At 53.2% G+C, this 15795-nt stretch carries 10 protein-coding genes and 1 pseudogene; 5 read left to right on the forward strand and 6 right to left on the reverse strand.

The features are described 5' to 3' along the window. The 5 genes and pseudogenes from PY990_RS11320 to PY990_RS11340 all read right to left on the reverse strand — a co-directional run. Positions 1 to 499 (reverse strand): annotated as a pseudogene (locus PY990_RS11320) (hypothetical protein); the annotation flags it as partial. Positions 500 to 525: 26 nt separating this feature from the next. Continuing rightward, on the reverse strand, positions 526 to 1518 hold the full coding sequence (locus PY990_RS11325; RefSeq protein ID WP_275271692.1) for an ABC transporter substrate-binding protein: 993 nt from the start codon (positions 1516 to 1518) through the stop codon (positions 526 to 528). Positions 1519 to 1637: 119 nt separating this feature from the next. Continuing rightward, positions 1638 to 4355: a hybrid sensor histidine kinase/response regulator gene (locus tag PY990_RS11330; RefSeq protein ID WP_275271693.1), complete on the reverse strand. Its 2718-nt coding sequence runs from the start codon at positions 4353 to 4355 to the stop codon at positions 1638 to 1640. After that, a complete protein-coding gene (locus tag PY990_RS11335) occupies positions 4352 to 5287 on the reverse strand; it encodes an ABC transporter substrate-binding protein (RefSeq protein WP_275271694.1) in 936 nt (311 codons plus the stop codon). The genes PY990_RS11330 and PY990_RS11335 overlap by 4 nt, the downstream gene beginning before the upstream one ends. Positions 5288 to 5472: 185 nt before the next feature. Then, positions 5473 to 8172, reverse strand: a complete 2700-nt coding sequence (locus PY990_RS11340) for a penicillin acylase family protein (protein WP_275271695.1) — start codon at positions 8170 to 8172, stop codon at positions 5473 to 5475. A 218-nt stretch (positions 8173 to 8390) separates the two neighbouring features. Between PY990_RS11340 and PY990_RS11345 the strand changes: the two genes are divergently transcribed. From PY990_RS11345 to PY990_RS11360, 4 genes are all read left to right on the forward strand, one after another. Beyond that, complete coding sequence (locus tag PY990_RS11345) at positions 8391 to 9902, forward strand: CoA-acylating methylmalonate-semialdehyde dehydrogenase (RefSeq protein WP_275271696.1); 1512 nt, start codon at positions 8391 to 8393, stop codon at positions 9900 to 9902. 53 nt (positions 9903 to 9955) lie between these two features. Beyond that, positions 9956 to 12145 (forward strand): cyclic nucleotide-binding domain-containing protein, encoded by a 2190-nt coding sequence (locus PY990_RS11350; protein WP_275271697.1) that lies wholly within the window; start codon positions 9956 to 9958, stop codon positions 12143 to 12145. 86 nt (positions 12146 to 12231) lie between these two features. Beyond that, complete coding sequence (locus tag PY990_RS11355) at positions 12232 to 12957, forward strand: esterase/lipase family protein (RefSeq protein WP_138516316.1); 726 nt, start codon at positions 12232 to 12234, stop codon at positions 12955 to 12957. A gap of 218 nt (positions 12958 to 13175) precedes the next feature. Continuing rightward, the gene (locus tag PY990_RS11360) at positions 13176 to 13772 is read left to right on the forward strand and encodes a CBS domain-containing protein (RefSeq protein WP_146106596.1); all 597 of its coding nucleotides are present in this window, start codon (positions 13176 to 13178) and stop codon (positions 13770 to 13772) included. Here PY990_RS11360 and PY990_RS11365 read toward each other — a convergent pair. Beyond that, positions 13769 to 14641 carry a LysR family transcriptional regulator gene (locus tag PY990_RS11365; protein ID WP_275271698.1) on the reverse strand — a complete coding sequence of 291 codons (873 nt, stop codon included), beginning with the start codon at positions 14639 to 14641 and terminating at the stop codon, positions 13769 to 13771. The genes PY990_RS11360 and PY990_RS11365 overlap by 4 nt on opposite strands. A gap of 138 nt (positions 14642 to 14779) precedes the next feature. On the opposite strand from PY990_RS11365, the gene PY990_RS11370 reads away from it, so the two are divergent. Beyond that, positions 14780 to 15778 (forward strand): TerC family protein, encoded by a 999-nt coding sequence (locus PY990_RS11370; protein WP_413789531.1) that lies wholly within the window; start codon positions 14780 to 14782, stop codon positions 15776 to 15778. Positions 15779 to 15795 lie beyond the last annotated feature (17 nt).

Raw genomic sequence — 15795 nt, forward strand, 5'->3', positions numbered from 1 at the left:
TTTCATGGCTCATGTTGGCCAGAAAAGCAGCCTGTGTTTTTTGAGCCTGCAAGGCAAGTTCTTGAGATTGCCGAAGCGAGGCTTCGCTTTGGCGCCTGGACACGATTTCCTCGGCCAATGCGGTATTGATTTGGGTCAGTCTGCCAAGGTCCGGCAAGGCCATGATGTACTTTAATTTGGGCAGCAAATAAATTGCTGTGGCCACCGAGACCAATGCAGTCACAATTTTTGTAATGCCTTGCGTGAAATACAGCGGTACCCACAGCGTCAGAATACCCATCACGTGGGTAACGCCACAGGCGAGAATAAACGCAGCAAACAGGTAATAAATGGGTTGCAGTTCGGCATCAGGGCGCTTCTTGGCCACATACAAAATACCAATGGGTATAGAGAAGTAAGCAATTGCAATCAAGAGGTCTGAAATCACATGCATGGCCAACAGCTGTGGGTTCCATGCAATGCAAAAGCCGTGCGGCAAGTACTCGATTACATTATTCATGTGTAAGCCACTTGGATAAAAACCGTTTAGCGATACACAAAATCGACATAGTCTGATTTGTGCAATCGGAGGAAGCTAGCGTCAATATAGTCCAAATACTCAGGCTCTTCTGGCAAATTACTTTGAATATGACCCTCGCGCCTGGCCCACCGGGCCTGCCCTTGCAAGGTACTCACCAGCGATTGCTGCAAAGTCATTCGAAAGATGTACTCATGCCAGCTTTTCTCAATGTGTTCCTGGCTAACTAGTTTTTTTCTCAACAACAACGCTTGCGCCCGCGAGGGATAGTCGCGAATGTAATCCACCGCCTCGCTCAATGCTTTCAAAACGCGATGTACAGTATCTGCCTGTTGGTTTTTGAACTGATTGCGCACGCTGACATTGAAGGTAAGCGTATACAAACGGGGAGCATTCGCATGCGCCACTTCACCGTGCGCCAAATTTAGCGTTTTCTCTGCCCACGGCTCCCACACAGATATCGCATCCACACGGCCTTGCACCAAAGCAACCGGGAGTTCAGACGCCGCCATTGGCACTTCAATTACATCCTTTGGATCTATGCCCCTAAACAGCAAAAAAGTATCGAGATAGTAATGTGACGACGACTTGGGTACATAGCCTATTCGTTTTCCTACCAGATTCAATTGGCCCTCATTGAGTAAATTGCGTGACACCAGCAACTTCAAACTGTGATTGTTGGTTGCCAGTGTGGCCAATATGGAAACGGGGCTTCGTTCGTAAGCTGCGAACATCAGGGGCAGCTCTGAAGAGCTCGCAATGTCAGCCCCACCTTCACCCAGAATTTTGATGCAATCCTGCCCACTGCCGCAGCCAATCAAAACGGGTTTCACTTGATGTTTTTCGAAGAACTTTCGCTCGGTGGCCACATAAAATGGCAGCGACATGGGCGATGGGGGCACTGCAATACGCACCACATTGGCAGCGTCTGCACTTTGCGCAGCCAACAGCAAGGCCAGCAGCAAAGAGTAGATCCATGCACCGAACTCGAACTGTTTCATGATCAAACCTCGATCGATTTAACAACTTGATGTTGCATCGATTAGAACAACTCTGATGAAGGGATAAGAGCCGTTTGAGGCCTCTAGTTTGTACTTTATGATAGTTAACAATCTAACTTTTAATGCGCCTGCGTCTTCAGTTTCAGGTGCGTGCCCCAGCGTTTTACTGCATCAAGCACCCTGTCAATTTGCAGGGGCTTGGTCAGCACTTCATCCATGCCTGCGGCCAAAGCCATTTGGTGGTCAGCCTCCATCACACCGGCGGTCAAAGCCAGTACAGGCAACTGCCGCAAACCCAACTGGTCGCGAATGTATTGACAGGTTTGCATTCCGTCCATGTCTGGCATTTGCACATCCATCAAACACACATCCACATCGTTGTGGTTGGGCTCGCTTAGAACTTGAATCGCAGCCTGCCCCGATTCGGCAAGAATCACTCTGGCACCATGAGTTTCCAGAATTTTTTTAAGAATCATCAAATTCAGTTTGTGATCGTCCACAGCCAACACGGTCAAGCCAGCAAGAAAAACCAATTCGTTTTGATTCAACAAACGATTGACTGAATTGGCCTTGCCCGACGCGTTGCCGGTAACCTCCAGCAACACATTTTTCAAGGCCGAGAATGAAACTGGTTTCATCAATACCGCGTCAAGTTGTCCCATCGACAACGGATCTTGCAGTTGTTCCACGTCCTTGGGCCGCACCATCAGCGCAACCTTGGTAGCCACCGAGCCATGCGCAGCTTTCAGCTTGTTGGCCAGTTCCAGCCCGCTGGTATCACTTAACTGGTTATTTACCACGAACAATCGTGGCCGCTGACCACTGGGCAGGCTCAAGGCCTGTTCCGGGTTCACTAAACTTTGTGGGACCACACCAGTCCATTCGACCATTTGGGCCACGCTGTCGAGTTGGGTTTTGAAACTGTCGACCACCACCACATCGTATGCAAACTCGCTGGCAACAGGCACTGTATTTGCCTTAGAACCCAGGTTCAACATCAGGGAAAATGCAAACAAGCTCCCTTGTCCAGGCGCACTCACAGCCGAGATGGTGCCCCCCATCAACTCCACCAGTTTCTGGCTTAAGGCCAAACCAATGCCTGTGCCACCAAAACGTCGCGAGATTGATGAATCCGCCTGTGAAAATGACTGGAACAAACGTTTCATGGCACCAGCGTCCATGCCCAAACCCGTGTCTTGAATGATGAAGCGCAACACGCAATGGTGAGTGTCCAGCTGATCCAGGGTAACTCCCACTTTGACATAACCGTTTTCGGTGAACTTGATGGCATTTCCCGCCAAATTCACCAGCACCTGGCGCAGCTTGGTCTCATCCCCCACCAGCTGGTCGGGCACATTGGGGGCTACAGACACCACAAATTCAATCGGTTTGTCGGCCACTGCCCCAGTCATTAAATCGGCCAGCGAATCCATCAAGTGGCGGGCTGAGAAGGGTCGCTTTTCCAGCTCCATGGCACCGGCTTCAATTTTTGAAACATCCAGCACACCGCTAACCAAATCGATCAGGCCGCGCCCCGCGTTCTCAAGTTTCTCGACAAACTCCAGTTGCGATGAATCCAGCTTGCTTTGCTTCAGAATATAAGCCAGCCCAACCACCGCATTCAGCGGCGTGCGAATTTCATGGCTGATATTGGACAGAAATTCTCCCTTGGCCTTGCTGGCCGACTCGGCCACTTCTTTGGCTTGTCGAATTTCTTCCTCAACACGGCGACGATCGGTGATGTTTTGAAAGGCCCCCCGAATCATCCAGGGTTTGCGCTTGGCGCCTTCACCTTGCCAAATCACTTCACCAAACACATGCACCCAAATCAAGTTGCCCTTGTAGGTGCGCAACTGCAATTCCATGTTCACATCACTGCCAGTACGGGCAGCGTCATCCAACGCTTTGGAAAGCTTCGCGGCGGATTCCTCGGGATAAAGTGCAATCGCTTCTTCCAGGGTGGGTTGGCGCGTGAAATCGGCTTCGACAATTGCGTAGGTCTGTTTCGACCAGCTCAATGCATGTGTATTAATGTCGAGCGTCCAGGCACCTACACCGCACATTCGCCCAGCCACCTCCAACAAATGCGTGGTCGACGTAACGTCGGCCAGTTTGTTGTTCAACTCCAAAGCCAATGAATCAAGCGCAGCAGCCACATCGCCAAGTTCATCGCCTTCCGGCAAATTGCAACGCGCATTCAGATTACCCGCACGCATGGCGTTTGCGGCGTTCTCAATTTGCTCTAACGGTCTGACCACCCGGTAACGGATCAACAGCAGCAGCAACAAGGAATTGATACCGAACAACAGCGTAAACACCAAAACAATCATTTTCCGCTGGTGCGTCAGGGCCTCTTGACGCTCAAAAGCCGTGTCAGAAATTTTGTAACTCAACTCGGCCAACTGCTCGGCCTCGGAAATCAGACGATCCGTCAACACACTATTGCGGCGCTCATCGAGGTTCAGTTGGTCGGAATGTTGCAGGTGAGAGAAGCCACTGAACAAGGCAGCCAAGTCACCCAGTCGCCCATCAAGCTGCCTGGAAAGCTGAGCACTTTCATCGGAGAAATGCAGATGATCAAGTTCATCGGAAATGGATTGATGCACCACCCACCACTGGCGAATATTGGTTTCCGTCATGTATTCCGATGCTGTGTGCGTCAGCACCAACATGCGAGTGGACAAGCGGGAAATTTTGCGTGCGGCAACGCTTTGCTCAAGCACATAGTTACGCTGCTGATTGATTGAAACAACAGTGGCCACTGCCACCACAGCGAGGCCAATCAACAAAACCAAGGCAATGCGTACGCCTTGCTTGAGTCTTAAAATCGGTTTCATGGGTACACGAAATCTACAGCATTGGGTTTAATTTTTCGCAAAAGGCTGGAATCCACAAAGTTCAGAAATTCCGGCTCGGGCAAGGCAGCGCCCACATGTCCTTCACGCCGGGCCCACCTTGCCTGGCCTTGCACAGTGCTCAACAAAGACTGCTGCAACGTCAATTCAAATTGATAGGTTGGCCACGCGGCCTTGACTGTGTCGGGGTCCATACCCACCTTGCGCGCCATAATGCCTTTGGCCTCATCCGGGTTCTTTTTGATGAACTGAATGGCCTCATCAAGCGCGCTGAGCACAGCAGTTGATTTGCGGATCTGTGCCAAACGGTATTCATTACTGACCAACAGGTTGAAAGTTTGACTGTAGAGCTTCGGCGAATTGAGAACTTCAACATCAGCGCCGCCCAGGTTCAGTGCAATCTGTCCCCAAGGCTCCCAAACCGAAATTGCATCCACCTCACCTTTCACCAAGGCATTGGCCAATGCGTCCGCACCCATGGCCACGGGCACCGTCGATTTGGGGTCAATGCCGTTGTAGAGCAGGAATAAATCCATGTAATAGTGCGACGACGCTTTCTCAACATAACCAATTCGCTTGCCCGCCAAATCTTTGACACCACCTTTCACGGCGGCTTTTCTGATCAGGAACTTCATATCGTCTTTGTTGGTGTTAAACGTGGTCACCAAACTAATTGGCTTGCCTTGAAACACGGCAAACATGAATGGCAGTTCTGACGACGTGGCCATGTCGACCCGCCCCTCCGTCAGCTCCTTCACGCATCGATTTCCGCCCAGGCATTCAATCAGCACGGGTTCAACTTTGTGCTTGGCGAACAGGTTCTTTTCCGCAGCCACGAAAAATGGCAAGGACAAAGGCGACTTGGACACCGCAATGCGTGGCTCATTGGCCCACCCCAAAGAAGACAAGCCCATGAACGCACAAAACATGACTGAAGAGAAACGCGCAATACGCAAACGACTTAGCATGGGGCTTGAAATTGAAGTGTTGACACGCCCACATTGCGCGTTTTGCAAACAGACAATCGAATAAAAAGGGGGCTTTCGCCCCCTTATATTGTTACTTTACAATTGTTATCAATTTAACATTTATAACATGCTCAGTTTGACGCCTTTTGCTGGCGTAACACCTTGGTTTGACCCACTTTTGCTGCCTGAATTTGAGCATCGGTGTAAGGCAAACGAGCCCAGTTTTTCTGGGAATACGCCTTGGTGTAATCGTCAAAGTGCGGATTGGCCGGGTCAGTGGAGAGTGAATACGTCAACATCGCGTCAGCCTGTGGTTTGCCATTCGCATCCCAGGTTACAGCCTGAATGTAGCTGTTGCCATAAGTCACTTTGTAGCCTTCCGAATTCAGCCTGCTGGGTTCTGTACTCACAATCGTGAACGCGCCTTCCGGGCTGGTGCCACCGAAAATTGGCGTGGCACTGGCCTGTACTCCAGATTTTTGAATATTGCCCAAGGGCTCGTCCAGCGCAAAACCAGCGGCCTGTACCGCCAAAATTGCATCGGCCAAAGCAGCTGCAGTGAATGGATTGGCAATGTTCAAGGTGTTGGGTGTATTTATCGGATCAGCTGCATTGAAGCCATTCGCCCACAAGTTGGTTGGCAGTGACAATGGCACTGGCACATCAAACGGCAAATGCAATTGCGGCGCACCTGCAGGCAAACCGCCTGGATTGCGAATGGCCCTGCTCCAGAATTCGCGCCACAAGTGTGCCCCCTTGCTGTCCAGGTTGGCTTTGCCATCCCAAGCACCCAAAGCGGCACACGCGTCAGCGGTTTGCACTGGCATCAAGCCGGTACTCAACAATACAGGTACTTGGCACAGCGCATCCACCACCGATTGTTTGGCCAAAGTAGCGGAATAAATCTCGCTGTTTAGCGCAATGTCTTTCAGGTTGTCTTGGGTAAAGCGGTTGCCTGGCAAACCATCCGCACCACCCAATCTGCGCTCCGCATGAAGCGTACACAAGCGAGTGCGCAAGGTGCGTTCCGCATTCTCGTCACCAATAATGCGGTTAAAACCGGTCAATGGCTGACGCGGGTTGCTCAACCAGTAGCTGTCGTTGCAGTTGGTTACATAATCGTCACGCTGAAGCGTGGGCAAGTTACCTGGGCCAAAAATGCCGGGCGCGGGTGCATCGGGGTCGCTGCCCCACTCGCAGGCTTCGCGTGAACCGTTGAGCACGGGCAAGCCAGGTGACAACTGACCCACCACGGTATTGAAAGGCTCTGCTGCACAATCGGCAATTTTCTCGTCCGTCACATGCGGTACCACTGTCACGTCACCGTAATAGGCCGGCTTGCCTGGGCCACTGGCCACGGTATTTACCCAAGGCACACCCAGTTCACTCGCATGCAAGTCAACAAACTCTTCCAGCGACTCAGCCAGATTCCACTTGGCAAACTGGTTAATCAACCGGTCGTTTTCAAGGTTGGCATCGCGCAGGGTAAAGGCCATGAATTGGTTCCAACCCAACACAGGCACTCCGCTGGCCTCAAGCACCAACATCGGCCCATAATGGCTTCGGTACATGGTGCGCTGCATTTTGGTAATGCTGCCATCCGCCTGCTTCACCTCAATTTCAGTGGGCAGGGCGATCATGTCGCGCATCTCGCCCTCGTACATGTACTGTGTTGGATTGGCCGGGTTGATTTGTAATTGGTAGAACGTAAAACGGAAAGCTGTTGAAACCGTGTGACTCCAGGCCACGTGTTCGTTAAAACCAATCAGCACAGCGGGTACGCCATAAAGACCAACTCCCATGATATCCATGGTTTTTTTACCATTCATCTCCAGAATATTGTGGCTCAGGTACAAGCGCTCTGTGCCCTTCCATGGGAAATGGGGATTGCCATACACCAGCGATTGACCGTTGGCAGTCGCATCCTTACCAAAGGCATACATATTGCTGCCGAAATGGTCCTTGTTCTGCATGGCAGTGAAAGGGTTCGGGTTGGCCTTCAGCAAAGCCACTTGCTCAGCCACGCCGGGGGTTTTGGCTTTTTTACCCGCATTGGCCAAGGTCGCAGGGCGCGCAGTGGCACCACCTGGGGGCTGGGCATTGCCAATTTCAGTCACAAACACCGAGCTGCTGGCCAATACAGCCAGCCGCACAAAGCGGCGGTACATGTCATCCGTGGTAATTGGGGCCAGCCACTCGGCATCCGCACAGGCGGCATGGGCAGGCACCTTGCTGCCATCGGGCTGTTCATACTCATGCTCACCGGCTTTTAGTTCAGCAATGTAGCGGTTTACCCCATCGGCATAACCAGCCACTACGTTCTGAAAATCGGGAATGGTTTTGTCGCGGGTGCGCTGCCAGGCATTGCGGGTAATTCCATCGGCACCCTCTTCTTCAAAAGCAAACAGGCTTTTCCAGAAAAAGTCGCTGGCCACGTTGTTCGCAGTAGAACCGTTGGGTTCAATCGTGTAAGTGCCGTCGGGGCCAAAAAAGCGGGAACGCTCTCCCCGAATTGTCAACAGGTCCTCAAGAAACACGCAGAGGTTGTCTTGCGCAAAGGCATAGCCCTGGCCGTAACCCAAACTGCCATAATCCTTGGCACGAATGTGCGGCACACCGTAAGTGGTGCGGGTAATGCTCACATCGTATTTCAGGTTGGGGTTCTCGTTGGGATTGATACGCCCATCGGTGCCGGCGATGTCGTTGTTGCTGCTACCCAGGCAACCCACCAACATCAACAGGGCCGCACTGGCTGCGCCCATCTGTAGACCACGCCGCAACGCGGCCTTGTTCGTCAAGCCTGTAATCACTGCTGTCTCCTCTGCTTTCATTCTGGGCCCACCTTTAGTGGCAGGCCTTATGTCAGTAATACCTCCGGAAATTACAATTGGATTAAAAATCAGGGCTTTACTGACAGGCTTCAGTAAATTGCCAGTGCACGGTGCGCTTACCGAAAATTTCCGGAAGCTTGGTGTTAGCACCGATTCAACCCACTGCCGGCTTGCGCGACAATGTCAGTCTTTCGAAGCAAACAAGCAGGCCCAGACACATGCAACCCTACACAAACGATCAAACTGTCGCCCACTTCATCAACGGCAATTCCGTGAGCGTGGCTGGCAGCAAAACAGCCAATGTATTCAACCCGTCGCTGGGCAGGGTCGCCCGCCAGGTTGAGCTGGCCGATGTAGCCACTGTGAACAAAGCCGTCGAAGCTGCCAAAGCAGCATTGCCAGCCTGGGCCAACAAGCCGCCGCTTCAGCGCGTGCGCATCATGAACAAATTTTTAGCCTTGATGAACCAGCACCGCGACGAACTGGCTGCCATCATCACGGCCGAACACGGCAAAGTATTCACCGATGCGCAAGGCGAAGTCAGCCGCGGCATCGACATCATTGAATTTGCCTGCGGCATTCCGCAATTGCTCAAGGGCGACTACACCGAACAGGTTTCAACCAACATCGACAACTGGACGCTGCGCCAACCCGTGGGTGTGGTCGCTGGCATTACCCCGTTCAACTTCCCCTGTATGGTGCCGTGCTGGATGTTCCCCGTGGCCATTGCCTGCGGCAACACCTTCATTCTGAAACCCAGCGAACGCGACCCCAGCGCGGGTAACTTCATGGCCAGGCTACTGAAAGAAGCCGGTCTGCCCGATGGTGTATTCAACGTGGTACACGGCGATAAACTGGCCGTGGAAACCCTGCTGAATCACCCCGACGTCGCGGCGCTGAGCTTTGTGGGCTCAACCCCGATTGCAAAGTTCATTTATGAAACAGGTGCACGCAACGGCAAACGCGTTCAGGCCTTGGGCGGTGCAAAGAACCATCTTTTGGTGATGCCCGATGCCGACCTGGACCAAGTCACCGACGCGCTGATTGGTGCCGCATACGGCAGTGCAGGTGAGCGTTGCATGGCCATTTCCGTGGCAGTGATGGTGGGCGACGTGGGCGACAAACTGATCCCCAAACTGGCCGCCCGACTGAAAACATTGAAGGTAACAGACGGCATGGACCTGTCGGCTGAAATGGGCCCGATCGTGACCGCTGAAGCACTCAAGCGCATTGAAGATTACGTGCAAATTGGTGTGGACGAAGGCGCCACACTGGTGGTGGATGGTCGCGGCCAAAAACCAGCCGGTTTCGAAAACGGCTTTTACACTGGTGGCACTTTGTTCGACCACGTGAAGCCGAACATGCGCATTTACCTTGAAGAAATTTTTGGACCCGTGCTCAGCTGTGTGCGCGTCGCCAACTTTGCCGAAGGCCTTGATTTGATCAACAGTCACCAATATGGCAACGGCGTAAGCTGCTACACCCGCGACGGCAATGTGGCCCGCGAGTTTGGCCGTCAGGTGCAAGTGGGCATGGTAGGCATCAACGTACCCATTCCTGTACCCATGGCTTGGCACGGCTTCGGTGGATGGAAGGCAAGCCTGTTCGGCGACATGCATGCGTACGGCGAGGAAGGTGTTCGCTTCTACACACGCCAGAAATCAATCATGCAGCGCTGGCCAGACAGCATCGAGAAAGGCGCAGAATTCGTGATGCCCACCTCGAAATAATCCAATTCGCGTAGACTGGGTTTCAACCCAACTTCGGCTACGCGAATTCTTCCTTGAACACCGAAATCAAAGCGGGCGCACTGGTCGCATTCGGTGGTTACGCTCAAGCAATTGTGTATGGCATGCTGGCTTTCGCCCCGCTGGGGCAAGCCGGTCTGGCCTATGGCATTTACGCTGGCTTGGCCAGCGCACTGTTGGGCAGTGCAATCGGCGCTTTTTCAGGCAAAGCACCGGTTCAGTTTGGTGGGCCACGGTCGTCCACCGCCTTGATCATCGCGGGTTCACTGCTTGGTTTTCTGCAGATCACTGACAATCACACCGAATTAATGTTGCTGCTCGCCATTGAAATTTCATTGGCGGGTGCTCTGATTGCTTTGGCCCAACAACAAGGCGTGGGCAAGTTGATGCAATTTTTACCTGCGCCTGTGTTGATTGGCATGAATACTACGCTCGGCCTTTTCTCAACCTTCAAATTGTTGCCCGCCATTGTGGGATTTGCGGTGTACACCAGCATTGCAGAAGCTGTGGCAGATCCCGATTCATTTTCAATTCTTGCGCTCGGGGTGTCCGCAATTGCGATTGCCGTACTCGTTTATTTTCGCGCAGTGCGCCCGAATCCGCTTGGGCTGATCTACGGTCTGGCAGTTGGCTTCGGACTGCATGCAATTTTGTGGTGGGCCTGGCCAGGCAACCTGCCGGTGCAGACAGTAGGAACCCTGCCTGCGCACCCATTTTTCAACGGCAATCACGACCACATCGCTGCGGCCTTGCAGCAAATACCCGGGCTGTTGCTTGGCAGACCCGAACTGTTATTGCAAGTGCTGGTTGGCTCATCTGTGCTGGCCTTGCTGGTGGTCCTTGAAAGCATGCAATCTTTGTTGCAAGTGGACCAAACCCTGGGCACACGGCACAACACCCGACACGAACTCAATGTACTGGCTTTTGCGAATGTGGTTTGCGGCCTGTGTTTGGCCCTGCCCTCCTCGAACTACTTTTCCCGAAGCAATACCGCCTTGGCCCTAGGCGCCAAGACTCGCCGAAGCGAAACAAGCTATGCGTGTTTCATTGCGGGGCTGCTCGCCGTTACCTGGCTGGTGTTTGAAGACCTCCCCCTTCACATTCTTGCAACCGCTGTCGCAATCAGCTCGCTGTTCCTGATTCAAGGCAGCACCCTTCGATTGATCAAACGGTTTATCCGGCCCAGCCAACGCAAGCGCATGGCCCCTTCTGACCGGTTCACGGTGTGGGTGGTGCTCTCAATGCTGCTGGTCACCGGTTTGAGCAACTTGCTGGTGGGAACGCTAGTCGGCGTGTTGTTCGTGGCGGCTTATTTCCTGCAACAGCAATCCAGCAGTGGTTTGCGCAGTGTGGAATTCTGGCCTGCGGCCCGCTCGCGAAGCATGCGGCCACGTGCCCAGCGACAGCATCTCCATGAAGCCTTCGAGCATTTGGCATGGGTTCGCTTTGAAGGCAATCTCTTTTTTGGCAATGCGCCGTGGATTGCCATTCACTTGCAAGATGAACTTGTTGGCGCTCAATCCATCGTGCTGGATTTCACGCACCTATGCTACGTGGACGACACGGCATGCGCCTGCATTGAACGACTCATGCGCAACGCACCTTTGGGCCTGAAGATAGTGGCTGTGCTTCCGGCATCACCCAACCAAACTCTGGGTGGAGAGAATCTTCTGCGAGAAGTTCTTGAACATGCAGATTTGTCCATTCAAACCCACATTGACGACGCTTTCTGGTGGATGGAAAACCAGCTACTCAGTAACGCCGCGCTAGACGCCCCACCCCACAACGATGAGCAGGCATTGATACAAAGCCACCTGTGCGACGACATGAGTGCTCAACAGACAGAAAGGTTCTCCAAGCTGCTGGAACAACGCAGCCTGCATTCCGGGCAAGAACTGTTCACAGAGGGTGACCAGCCCTGTGGCCTGTACATACTGATTCGTGGGCAACTCAGCGCCTGGCAAAACACTGGCAACAGCAACGAGCGGTTGATGCGCTTCTGCCCTGGCAGCCTGGTGGGCGAAATGGCCTTGATCGACAACAAACCCCGTTCGGCCACCGTACGTGCAGACACAGCCTGCGACTTGCTCTTCCTCCCGGCCCGTCACTTTGAGGAACTTCGCCATGAACATGCGGAACTTGGGCGAATCATGCTGAACAACCTGGCTCGCGAACTGGCGTTGCGCATACGTTTGGCCAACCAAAGCCTCTCATTAATGCAGTAAAACTGGCTGCCACTAGAGGAATTCCTCTTTGTGTACCGCCTCGCCTTGCCGTATTTTCTCGGGTGTGCACAACCTTGTAACACCTCATGAACAAAGCAGAATTCCAGAAACGCTACGGCAATTCAATTGGCAAGCCCAAACTCAGCCTGCTGTTGGGCGAGGCCAAAACACCATTTGAAGCAGCCAAACTCGCCGTGGGCTGGCGTTTCCTGGCCCGCAAGAATGTGGGCCAAGGCCAAACCGTGTTGTTGCTACCCGGCTTTGGGGCCAGTTCCAGCAGCATGACCTTCATCAAACGCTACCTGGATTCACTAGGCTACAAGGCCGTACACTGGTCTGCCGGTTTTAACCACGGTGAAGTGGGCAAACTGCTTCCACAGGTCATTGCCGACATCAAGGAACACTCTGAGCAGGCTCAAGCCCCCATCAAACTGCTGGGCTGGAGCCTGGGTGGCTACCTGGCTCGCGAGGCTGCACGGGAAGTGCAGCAAAACGTAAGCCGCATCGTCACTATCGGCAGTCCGGTGATTGGCGGGCCAAAATATACGGCAGTAAAAACGCTCTACGACATTCGCGGGCTCGATGTCGAATCCATTGAAAACAGCACGCTGAAACGGTTTGAGCATCCAATTGTTTGCCCCATTGTCGCGCTGTACTGCAAGAAAGACTCCATCGTAAGTTGGCAAGCCTGTATCGACCGCTTCAGCCCCAATGTTGAGCACATAGAAATCGACACGCCCCACCTGGCCATGGGCGTCAGCAAGGAAGTCATGAACCTGCTGCCTTATGCCTTGGGTACACCGCTGAAATAGACGGGTATTCACCTGTGTCCTCCGGGCTTTTACTGACTTGAAACTTTTTGCCAGCAGCGTAGACTAAATTTCTAGTGGACGGTGCTTGCGCTGCCACGACACAAGGCAACAAACCCTTGTGCCTGTACCCCCTTTTGCATGCAGTCCGTCCTGCAAATTCGCCCGCTGGCCTCAAGCCCGCGGATGCATCAAGACTGTGTGTCAAAAAGGGTTTCAACATGATCAGACAACACTACCAAGCACTCGAACACATCAGCGCTGGCGCTACCGACACCATTACGGTCAGTGACCCCAGTCGCCCTTTGAAGCTGACAGCCGATTCGCCAGCCTTCGACGCCATGACAGACCTTCGGCGTGTACACCCCGTGAGCATTTCCGGCTCTGAAACACTTGAGCAAGCCCGCACCACCATGATTGTGTGCGGCGTCAAACTGCTGTTTGTTCGCAATGAACAAGGTCATCTTCAAGGCCTGCTCACCGCTAACGACCTGGCCGGCGAGCGCGCAATTAAGGAAGCTTCATCGAGCAACCGCAATGTGCCCGAGCTAACCGTGAATGATGTGATGGTGAAACTGCCCGACCTGGAGTTTCTGGAGTTTGGCGCAGTGTCACGCGCCGAGGTGGGCCATATTATTGCCACACTGCGTGAACACAACCGGCAACACGCGCTGGTAGTGGACAACCGCTCGGGCAAAATGCGCGTGGTGGGCCTGTTCTCCTCCACACAAATTGCGCGACAAATGGGTATCCCAGTGATGGACCCCGTGAAGGCCAGCACCTTTGCGGAAATTGAAGCCGCAGTGGCCGCAGCTTAAGCTTTCAACAATTCGACCACCAAAGGGTGGTCGATTCCCTTCACATTCCACACGCCATGAATCTCTTCGTGCAAATCAGGGCATTGCCCCAGCAGGCGCAAACCGCTTAAGGTACCCGCGTCGTACACACCCAGGCGGCTCACTGGAAACACACCCAGGCCACGGGCTGCAAACACCGACATCAAGGCACTGTCCTCAAATTCGCCCACCACATGGGGCACAATTCCCTGCTGCTCAAACCAGTAATTCAAGTCTATTCGCAAGCGGGAATGTCCCGTGGGCAGTAACACCGGCAATTCAGCAAGGCATTGTGGAAAATTGTTCACGCTGCTTTTTTTCACCCACCTCGAAGCGCCGAACCAATCCACCGTGGTTGTATTCAGCACCCGGCTTTGCATGCGCAAGTTGGGGTTGGCTGGCGGGGGCTGCCCGGCAAACACAAAATCAAGGTGGTGCAAAGCCAACTCAGCCAGCAACTGCTCGGGCTCCCCTTCGTGGCAAGTCAGGTGCAGGTCTTCCGTATCCAACACAGGCTTCAACAAGGCATGCACCGCCAGTTTCGAGATGCCATCACACAAACCCACCCTGAAACGCTTCACCGGTTTGCTGGCCACCGCTCGCACCAACTCCGGCAGGCTTTGGCCAAGCTGAAAAATTTCCTCGGCTTTGGCAAAAGCCACCTGCCCGGCTTCAGTCAATGCCACGCCACGCCCATCCGGCTTTAGCAACTGATGCCCCAGGTCTTTTTCAAGCTCACGCACTTGCGCGCTGATGGTTTGAATGGCCATGTCCATGCGCTCAGCAGCACGTGCAAAACCACCTTCCTTGGCGACCATCCAGAAGTAATGCAAGTGGCGGTAGTTCAACATCAGCGGCACCTCAATAATTTAACTGCGTAAAAACCGAAGTAATACTTCATTAAATACTGGTTTTTTCGAAATCACAACTGGTACACCATGGCGCCGTGTTCAATTCAACCCTCATGGAGTATCAAAGTGGACGTTTTAATGGAATTCATGCACACCGACTTTCTCGGCACAGCCGCATGGATTTGGCTGTTGTTTGTCGGTATTGTGGTTGCGCTACTCGCCTTCGACCTCGGCGTGCTGCACAAAGATGACCACGAAATTGGGGTCAAGGAAAGTTTGCTGCTCTCGGGCGGTTACATCACTGCGGCCTGTCTGTTCGGTGCCTGGGTGTGGTGGTACCTGGGTTCTGAGAGCGGTATGAACTACTTCACCGGTTTCGCGATTGAAAAATCACTGTCGATGGACAATGTGTTTGTCATCGCCATGATCTTCTCGTTCTTCGCAATTCCTCGCCAGTATCAGCACCGCGTGTTGTTCTGGGGTATTTTGGGCGTGATCGTGCTGCGCGCCATCATGATTGGCTTGGGTGCCGCACTGGTGAAAGAATTCAGCTGGGTGCTTTACCTGTTCGGGGCATTCCTGGTGATCACCGGTATCAAAATGTGGTTCATGGCCGACAGCGAACCCGACATTGAAAACAACCCAATTCTGAAGTTCTTGCGCAAGCGCATGCGCATCACCGATGGCCTGCGTGGCAATGCGTTCGTGGTCAACGAACCTGACCCCAAAACGGGCAAGGTGGTTCGCTTTGCCACACCCTTGCTGCTTGCCTTGATCCTGATTGAGTTCGTCGACCTGATTTTCGCGGTTGATTCTGTGCCCGCAATCTTTGCGATCACCACAGACCCGTTCATTGTGTACACCAGCAACATCTTCGCCATTTTGGGTTTGCGTGCCTTGTACTTCGCATTGGCCGCGATGATCCACCGCTTCCACTATCTAAAGTACGCTTTGGCAATGGTGCTGGTGTTCATCGGAAGCAAAATTTTCCTGGTGAACTTCATTGGCAAATTCCCGCCTGCGTTCTCGCTCAGTGTGACCTTGGGCCTGATTGCCGGAGGTGTGGTGTTCTCGCTGTGGAAAACACGCGGCGACAACAAACCTGAAAAACTGGAACATGTCATCGACAGCAAATAAGGCGTGCTAGAGTAAAA

The organism is Limnobacter olei (assembly GCF_029087225.1).
Lineage (GTDB): Bacteria > Pseudomonadota > Gammaproteobacteria > Burkholderiales > Burkholderiaceae_B > Limnobacter > Limnobacter olei.

What these genes read in the sequence shown, in the direction of transcription:
- PY990_RS11370 (WP_413789531.1), top strand. Translation starts at nt 14,780, where the DNA reads ATGGAATTCATGCACACCGACTTTCTCGGCACAGCCGCATGGATTTGG.
- PY990_RS11330 (WP_275271693.1), bottom strand. Translation starts at nt 4,355, where the DNA reads ATGAAACCGATTTTAAGACTCAAGCAAGGCGTACGCATTGCCTTGGTT.
- PY990_RS11325 (WP_275271692.1), bottom strand. Translation starts at nt 1,518, where the DNA reads ATGAAACAGTTCGAGTTCGGTGCATGGATCTACTCTTTGCTGCTGGCC.
- PY990_RS11360 (WP_146106596.1), top strand. Translation starts at nt 13,176, where the DNA reads ATGATCAGACAACACTACCAAGCACTCGAACACATCAGCGCTGGCGCT.
- PY990_RS11335 (WP_275271694.1), bottom strand. Translation starts at nt 5,287, where the DNA reads ATGGGCTTGTCTTCTTTGGGGTGGGCCAATGAGCCACGCATTGCGGTG.
- PY990_RS11365 (WP_275271698.1), bottom strand. Translation starts at nt 14,641, where the DNA reads ATGTTGAACTACCGCCACTTGCATTACTTCTGGATGGTCGCCAAGGAA.
- PY990_RS11355 (WP_138516316.1), top strand. Translation starts at nt 12,232, where the DNA reads ATGAACAAAGCAGAATTCCAGAAACGCTACGGCAATTCAATTGGCAAG.
- PY990_RS11340 (WP_275271695.1), bottom strand. Translation starts at nt 8,172, where the DNA reads ATGAAAGCAGAGGAGACAGCAGTGATTACAGGCTTGACGAACAAGGCC.
- PY990_RS11345 (WP_275271696.1), top strand. Translation starts at nt 8,391, where the DNA reads ATGCAACCCTACACAAACGATCAAACTGTCGCCCACTTCATCAACGGC.